This is a genomic window from Nonomuraea sp. NPDC003201 (assembly GCF_053590415.1).
Window position 1 is genome coordinate 1 of the sequence record NZ_JBSFTC010000421.1, and the last position, 7696, is coordinate 7696.

Genomic DNA, 7696 nt, shown 5'->3' on the forward strand with positions numbered 1-7696 from the left:
GCCTTGCGCGCGGCCTCCGCCATCACGGCGGCCGACGGCCAGCGCCGGTCGGGCGTCTTCTCCAGCGCCCGCGCCACCACCTGGCGCGGCCCGGGAGGCACGTCGTGAGGCAGCTGCGGGATGGGGGCGTTGAGGTGCTTGAAGATGATCTGTACGGGTGTGTCGCCCTGGAACGGGAGCTCTCCCGTCAGGCACTCGTACGCCACCACGCCCAGGGCGTAGACGTCGACCGACGGCGTCACGTCGCTGGCCGTGGCCAGCTCGGGAGCGCAGTAGCCGGCCGAGCAGAGCATCGTGCCCGTGGCCGTCAGATGGCCGGCCGAGGCCGAGTGGGCGATGCCGAAGTCGGTGAGCACCACGCCGCCGTCGGTCCTGATCATGAGGTTGGCGGGCTTGACGTCGCGGTGGACGATGCCCTGCGCGTGCGCGGCGGCCAGCGCGTCGCCGACCTCCGCGATCAGCCGCATGGTGGCCTCGGCGCCGAGCGGGCCGCGCCGCAGGACGCGGTCGAGCGACTCGCCGCGCACGTATTCCATCACCAGGAAGCTGACCTGGCGGCCCTCGACCTCGCAGATGCCGTAGTCGTAGACGTCGACCACGCCGGGGTGCCGGAGCGTGGCCATGGCGCGGGCCTCGTTCTGGAAGCGCTGGATGAACGCCGGGTTTTCCGACAACGCGGGCATGAGCACCTTGACCGCCACCGCGCGCCCGAGAACCGTGTCGTCGGCACGCCACACCTCGCCCATACCACCGCCGCCCAGGCGGTCGGCGAGCACGTAGCGATCATTGAGAGTGGTCCCGGCCCCTAGCACGGTACCGAGGCTAACATCGTGTCCGGCGTGCTTTCGGCAAGTCGGTGAACACTTCCGCGAGGCGTGTCCAGTGCTCCTTCGCGCAGGTGACGGGCGGGTGATCGAGGGCGGCGGGCATTGTCACCTCCCGGCCGCCCGCCAGGTCGCGCCCGGTCCAGACGTCGATCCAGTCGCCGTCCGGAAGGTAGACCGAAATTTCCGAAATGCCGGGCTCGGTCACGGGGGCCACGAGGAGCGCGTCCCCGAGCTTGTACTGCAGGGGGTGACGCCAGACCAGCGGGTCGCGCGGGTGGTCGAAGAACAGGCCGCGCATGAGCGGCGCGCCGCCGCCGACCGCCGTACGGGCCTGCTCCACCAGGTACGGCACCAGCCGCTCGCGCAGCTCGGCCAGCCGCCGGAACACCGGGATCACCCGCTCGTCCCCGGTCCGGGCGGCGACGTTCCACGGCGTGCGATCCCTGAGGGGCGCGCGGTGGTGGTTGAACTCCGAGTGGTACTGCATGATCGGCATGAACGCCGCCGCCCCCGCCGCCCGCAGGTACAGCTCCGCCTCCGGCACCTCGCCGGAGAAACCGGCCAGGTCCCAGCCCCAGTAGACGATCCCGCAGGCGGAGGCCGTGATCCCGGCCCTGATCGAGGACCTGAACGCCTCCCACGTGGAGTCCTCGTCCCCGGCCCAGAACGCGCCGTGCGGCTGCGACCCGGCGAACCCGGCCCGGCTGAACGTCACCGGCGCCTTGCCGCACGACCGCAGCAGGTCGCCGAAGGCCCGCGCGTAGTGGACGGGGAACAGCCCGTTGCCCGCCGCGCCGTCGCGCCCGTCGGCGTAGCGCAGGTCGTGGCCCCAGGCGTGCTCGCCGCCGTCCGTCTTGAAGCCGTCGACGCCCACCTCCTCGACCAGGTAGCGGCGCTTGGCCGTCCACCAGTCGCGCACCTCCTGGGAGGACAGGTCGGGCATGAGCGCGAGCGGGAACCACCAGCCCCGGTTGCGGTAGGGGCGGCCGTCGGGCTCGCGCACGCCGTACCCACGCTCGACGAGCTGCCCGGCGTCCACGGCGGCCTGGTGCCGCGGGTGGGGGCGCGTCTTCTGCAGCGGGATCTGCCAGAGCAGCACCTTGATGTCCCTGCGGTGCAGCTCGTCCACCATGCCCTTGGGGTCGGGCCAGGGCCCGTCGGGCGGGAAGGTGTAGTCGGCCAGGCGGTGCGGCTCCCCGGAGGGCTCGTACTCGGCCCCTCTGAACGCCGTGAACGTGCTCTCGTCGCTCCACGCCTCGATGACCAGCGCGCCGACGGGGATGCCGTGTTCGCGGTGACGGTCCATCTCGGCCAGCACCCGCTCCTGCGTGTTCCACTCGTTGCCGCTGGCCCACAGCCGGAACACCCACGGCGGCAGCTCCGTGGGCCGCCCGACGTCGTCGAGGAAGCCGCGCAGGACATCGGCGGGCGTGCCGCCGTCGTGGAAGCGCACGCCCAGCTCGCCGTCCCGGCCCACCTCGGCCTCCACCCGCACCCGGCCGGGCGTCGAGGCGCCCACGTCGTACCAGGTGCGCCGCGAGGTCCGTACGTGCCAGCCCCAGCTCGCGGGCCCGCCCACGACCATCGCGAACGGCATCGGCAGGTAGGTGCGGCCGTGCCGCCCCTGCGCCTTGTACTGCTCGAAGACGACCGCGTCGAGCTCGCGTCCGCGCTGGTCCACGGCGTCGAACCGCTCGCCGAACCCCACGACGTGCTCCTCCGGCCCCAGCTCCAGCTCGAACCGCACCCGGAGCGGCCCGTCGCCGTCCGACAGCCACCGCACGCTCCCCGGCACGATCCGGTCGGCGCCGGTGACGTCGAGCTTCCCGCCGTCGTCCGACCAGCTCGCCGCCGACACCTCGAACCACCTGCCGGTACGGGTCCCGCCGCCGGCGGCCGCGGCGCGGAAGCGGTAGGCGTAGCGGTGCCCCGCCCGCAGCGCGGGCGTCCGCACGGCCCACGACCCGGCGGCGGCCCGCGTGGCCCTGGCCTGGGCGGCGGCGAGATGGCCGCCGTCCACGCCCGCGCCGGCCCGCGTACGGGCGTCGCTCCTGGTCAGGGGGAGCTCGATCGGCGGCGCGCCGTCGGCGGCCCACTCGCACACCACGGCGGTCACGTTCGCCGAGGCCCGCACCCGCAGCTCCACCGGCTCCCCGTCCATGGGTCTGGCCGGGACGCGCTGGTCCTCGGTCTCGGCGTACGGGTGCCCGGAGCCGTGCGGCCGATGCCGGATCATGCGTGTACTCCCAACTCGTCGGCGAGGATCAGGTACATGCCGTGCGACCACAGCAGCGGCGTGGCCACGGGCCCCCAGCGGTCGAGCCACTCCTGCCGCCGCCCGGGCGCCAGCAGCAGGTCGGACACCTGCTCGGGCAGGTCACCGCCGGGGGTGGCCTGGGCGGCCATCCAGTCCAGGTAGCGCCGGGCCTTGGCGGGGCGTCCCGCCCTGGCGTGGTTCCAGCCGAGGAAGCCGGCCAGCAGCACCCACCGGCCCCCGCCGTAGAAGGTGTCGGCGAGGTAGCGGTACACCCCGCCGTCCCTGGCGAGCACGCGCTCCACCTCGGCGACGGTGGCCGCCCCGACCGGGTGCGCGGCCGGGTAGAGGCCGAACGGCTCCACGCACGCGAGCAGGCTCGCGTCCACGGCGTCGCCGCCGAGCCACTTCCGCAGCCGCGGCGGGCCGGACCCGTCCCGGGTGAGGCCGTCCCGCTCCGCCGGCGCCGCGACGGACCCGTCCCGGATGAGACCGTCGCGCTCCACCAGCGCCGCGATGCCCTCGACCGCCTCGGCGGCCGACGCCTCCTCGGCCGCGCTCAGCACGCCGAGCGCGGCGGCGGCCCGCAGGCCCGCGTGGATCGCGCCGAGCGTGGCCACGTGCCGCTGCTCGACGTGCTCCTCCCACCAGTCGTAGCAGGGCAGGTGCCAGAACGCCGTCAGGTACCGGACGGTCGCCCTGACCCCCTTCTCGACCCCGGGGACCGCCCTGCCGTGCCGCGCGGCGTGCTCGCGCAGCGCCCAGAGCCACGTCCCGTACCCGTCGAGCTGGAAGTCCCACCAGTCGTCGTCCCCGTCCACCCCGTCGAGGGTGAAGCGGGTCGGCAACATCTCCGCGACCGGCACGGCCTCACCCCGGGCGGCCCGCGAGACCAGCGCGTCCACCTGGCCCGCCCGGTCGCCGACCACGCGGGCGCACCAGGCGTGGAAGGCGTCCGCCCCGGCCACGTCGCCGTGCCTGCTCACCCCCTCGGCGATGAAGGCCCCGTCCCGCAGCCACGAGTAGCCGCGGTAGGCGGAGAAGGTGGGCGAGGCCGGATAGGCCCCGGTGGGGGACTGCAATCTCTTGATCACGTCGAGGCTGTGCGCGACGAGGGACAACGAGAACTCTCCTAATGATCAGCCGAGCAGGGCGTTCACGTCGGCGGCGGCGGCCTTGAGCGCGTCCGCCACCGGCTTGCGCCCGGCCGCGGCCTCGCCGAGCTGCTTGGTCACCGCGTCCTGCATCTCCTGCTGCCGCTTGATGACCGGCGGCAGCGCGATGGACTTGAGCGAGTCGAACACGGCCTGCCGGTTGGCCGGCTTCGGGTCCTTGAGGTAACCGGCGAGCACCTGCTGGTCGGCGACCGGCGGCAGCTCCCAGGAGGACTCGACGCGCGTGGTGGCCGCGGTGTCCGACGAGGACAGGAAGCGGGCCCACGCCCAGGCCTCCTTGGCGTGCTTCGTGGTGGCGGAGGCGGCGACGGCGTTGTGGAAGACCGCGCTGGCCTTGGCGGCGTCACCGGGCTCGACGACCACGTCCCACGCGAACGGCACGTCCTTCAGCCCCGCGAACTGCCAGATGCCGTTGTGCCACATGGCGAGCTTGCCGGACTTGAAGAGGTTCGTGTCGTAGTCGGCGGTGCCGCCGATCTCCGCCTCGGTCGGCATGGTCTTCCCCACCTTGGAGACCAGCCACTGCGCCGCCTTGACGCCCTGCGGGCTGTCGAAGGCCGCCCTCTTCCCGTCGGCCGACAGGAACTCGCCGCCCGCCTGCTTGAGCGTCTTGTAGAACTCGAAGAACTGCACCGGCTGGAAGTCGCCGTACACGCCCTTCTTCCGGTCCGTCAGCTTCGCGGCCGCGGCCTGCTCGTCGGCCCACGTCCAGTCCGCCGTGGGCGGGGCGACCCCGGCCTTCTCGAACAGGTCCTTGTTGTAGAAGAGCACGACCGTCGAGAACGACGCGGGCAGGGCGTACTGCTTGCCGTCGCGCTTGAACGCGTTGAGCGACTCCTGGGCGTAGACCGAGGTGTCGCCGTCGCCCGCCACGCCGCCGAGGTCGAGCAGGGAGCCGGCACTGGCGTAGGTGACGAAGTTCTCGTAGTTGAGCTCGAAGGTGTCCGGCGCGGTGCCGCCCGCGATGCTGGTCTGGAGCTTGGTGAAGTACTGGTCGAACGGCGCGGTCTCGACGACCACGTCCACCTTCGGGTTCTCCTTCTCGAAGGCCTTCTCGATCGTGTCCAGGTCTTTGACGTGGTCGGGGGCCGCCGAGAAGGTGAAGTACCGCAGGGTCACCCTGCCGTCCGCGCCGGTCGTGGCCTTCGTGGCCGAGCCCTGGGAGCAGGCGGAGGCGAGCAACGCCGTGGCCGCAGCGACGATGAGGAAATGTCTGGACATGGGGGGATTCCTTTACTTGAGCCCGCTCTGCGCGACGCTGGCGATGACGTGCTTCTGCGCGAAGACGTAGAGGATGAGGATCGGTACGACGCTGATCACCGAGCCCGCCATGACCACGTCCCACTCGGTGGTGAACTGGCCGTGCAGCGTGGCCAGGCCCAGGGGGAGGGTCATGAACTCGGGCGACTTGATGATGATCAGCGGCCAGAGGTAGCTGTTCCAGCTGGCCATGAAGCCGAAGATGGCGAACGTGGCCAGCGCCGGGCGGATCAGCGGCAGCACCACGTACAGAAAGATCCTGAAATGTCCGGCTCCGTCCAGCACCGCCGCCTCGTCGAACTCCCGCGGCACCTGGTTGACCGCCTGCCGCAGCAGGAACACCCCGAACGCCGAGGCGATCGTCGGCGCGAGCAGCGCGAAATACGTGTCGACCAGGTTGAACGTGCGCATCTCGATGAACAGCGGCACGACCAGCACCGGCAGCGGCATCATCAGCGTCGCGAGATAGACCGCGAACAGCGCGCCCCGGCCCGGGAACGGCAGCCGGGCGAACGCGTAGGCCGCCATCGCGCTCGTGACGAGCTGCAGCGCGGTGGAGGCGGCGCCGATCCAGGCGCTGTTGAGCACGATGCGCCAGAACGGCAACGTCTCCAGCAGCTTGCCGTACGCGTCGAGGCTCGCGCCCTCGGGCGTGAAGTCGGGCGGCACGGCCAGCACCGCGTCACCGGGCGTGATGGAGGTGATCACCGCCCACGCGAACGGGAACAACATGACCAGCGCGCCCAGCCCGACCAGCAGGTAGCGGAGGATCCTACCCATAGGTCACCCACCGCTTCTGACCTCGGATCTGCACGACCGTCACCAGCAGCACCGCGGCGAACAGCAGCCAGGACAGCGCCGAGGCCGCACCCGCCCTGCCGTACCTGAAGGTCAGGTCGTAGATCTGCGACACCACCACCTGCGTCGCGCCCCCGGGACCCCCGCCGGTCATGATCTTGACCTGGTCGAAGACCTGGAAGCCGTTGATCAGCGAGATCACGACCACGAAGAACGTCGAGGGCGACAGCAGCGGCAGCGTGATGTGCCGGAACCTGCGCCAGGCCGACGCGCCGTCCACCATGGCGGCCTCCTGGTACCCGCGGGGGATCGCCTGCAGCCCGGCCAGCAGGATGATCATCACGAAGCCCAGGTCCTTCCAGGCCGAGGCCAGGATGATCGACGGCATCGCCCAGTCCGGGTCGGTCCACCAGCCGGGGCCGCCGATCCCGAGCAGGCCGAGCGCCCAGTTCACGACGCCGCCGGCGGGGTTGAGCAGCCACTTCCACATCAGCGCGACGACCACCCAGCTCGTGATCACCGGCAGGAAGTAGATGCCGCGCAGCAGGCTCCGGCCCCGCATCGCCCGGTTCAGCAGCACGGCCAGGCCCAGCCCGCCGACGTAGACGAGCGGTAGATAGCCGGCGATGAAGGAGAGCGTGTGGAGGAAGGCCGCCCGGGTCTCGGGGTCGCCGATCAGCTCGGCGTAGTTGTCCAGGCCGACCCAGCGCATGTCGGTGATGAGGTCCCACTCGTGCAGGCTCGTCCATAACGAGCCCAGCATCGGGATGAGCGTGTAGAGGGTCAGGGGGACGAGGCTGGGGAGCAGGAACACGGCGACGGTGGCCCCGTACCGCCAGCCCTTCCTGGGCGGGCCCTGGGCGGGGGTCACGGCGTCGCCCCGATCAGGCGGGCCCGCACCAGGCGGCCCTGCTCGCCCGCCGCCCCCGCCGCGTCGAACGGGGTGGCCAGCACCAGGGCCGCCGCGCCCTGGGCCCAGCTCGTGTCGTCCCAGCTCTCCACCTCGACGGAGATGTCACGCCGGCCCGGGTAGAGCTGCGCCCTGAGCGCCGCGTCGAAGCTCGCCCGCCAGAGCGGCCAGTCGGCCGTCCCCTCGCCGAGCACCACCACGACCTCGGGGTCGACGACGTTGATGAGCCCGGCGGTGGCCCGCCCCAGGATGGCCCCGGCCTCGGCGAACACCTCCGTCGCCCCCGAGTCGCCCCCGGCGGCGGCCCGGCCGAGCGCCGGCAGATCGAGATGGACGTTCTTGGCCCGGGCCGCGGCGAGCAGGCCGGCGGCACCGACGTACGCCTCCAGGCAGCCCCGGGCCCCGCATCCGCACACCGGCCCGCCGGGGTCCACCGGCAGGTGGCCGAACTCGCCCGCGCCGCCGCGCGCCC

General features: G+C 72.4%; 7 protein-coding genes. All 7 read right to left on the reverse strand.

The features are described from left to right. Positions 1 to 812: serine/threonine-protein kinase (locus ACWDX9_RS56390; RefSeq protein ID WP_449971150.1), on the reverse strand; the 812-nt coding region annotated here is incomplete at its 3' end. A gap of 10 nt (positions 813 to 822) precedes the next feature. Further along, entirely contained in the window at positions 823 to 3063 is a 2241-nt protein-coding gene (locus ACWDX9_RS56395; RefSeq protein WP_449971153.1) for a glycoside hydrolase family 31 protein, read from the reverse strand. Beyond that, the gene (locus ACWDX9_RS56400) at positions 3060 to 4202 is read right to left on the reverse strand and encodes a glycoside hydrolase family 15 protein (protein ID WP_449971155.1); all 1143 of its coding nucleotides are present in this window, start codon (positions 4200 to 4202) and stop codon (positions 3060 to 3062) included. Before ACWDX9_RS56400 ends, ACWDX9_RS56395 begins: the two co-directional genes overlap by 4 nt. 18 nt (positions 4203 to 4220) lie before the next feature. Next, complete coding sequence (locus ACWDX9_RS56405; RefSeq protein WP_449971158.1) at positions 4221 to 5477, reverse strand: ABC transporter substrate-binding protein; 1257 nt, start codon at positions 5475 to 5477, stop codon at positions 4221 to 4223. Between the two features lie 12 nt (positions 5478 to 5489). After that, positions 5490 to 6296, reverse strand: a complete 807-nt coding sequence (locus ACWDX9_RS56410) for a carbohydrate ABC transporter permease (protein ID WP_449971161.1) — start codon at positions 6294 to 6296, stop codon at positions 5490 to 5492. Beyond that, positions 6289 to 7185, reverse strand: coding sequence for a carbohydrate ABC transporter permease (locus tag ACWDX9_RS56415; RefSeq protein ID WP_449971163.1), 897 nt, complete (start codon positions 7183 to 7185; stop codon positions 6289 to 6291). The genes ACWDX9_RS56410 and ACWDX9_RS56415 overlap by 8 nt, the downstream gene beginning before the upstream one ends. Then, positions 7182 to 7696, reverse strand: a 515-nt coding sequence (locus tag ACWDX9_RS56420) for an ROK family protein (protein WP_449971166.1), incomplete at its 5' end; no start/stop codon positions are given. The genes ACWDX9_RS56420 and ACWDX9_RS56415, both read right to left, overlap by 4 nt.

Excerpts from the sequence above, each read along its gene's own strand:
- ACWDX9_RS56395 (WP_449971153.1), bottom strand. The coding sequence starts at position 3,063 with ATGATCCGGCATCGGCCGCACGGCTCCGGGCACCCGTACGCCGAGACC.
- ACWDX9_RS56405 (WP_449971158.1), bottom strand. The coding sequence starts at position 5,477 with ATGTCCAGACATTTCCTCATCGTCGCTGCGGCCACGGCGTTGCTCGCC.
- ACWDX9_RS56410 (WP_449971161.1), bottom strand. The coding sequence starts at position 6,296 with ATGGGTAGGATCCTCCGCTACCTGCTGGTCGGGCTGGGCGCGCTGGTC.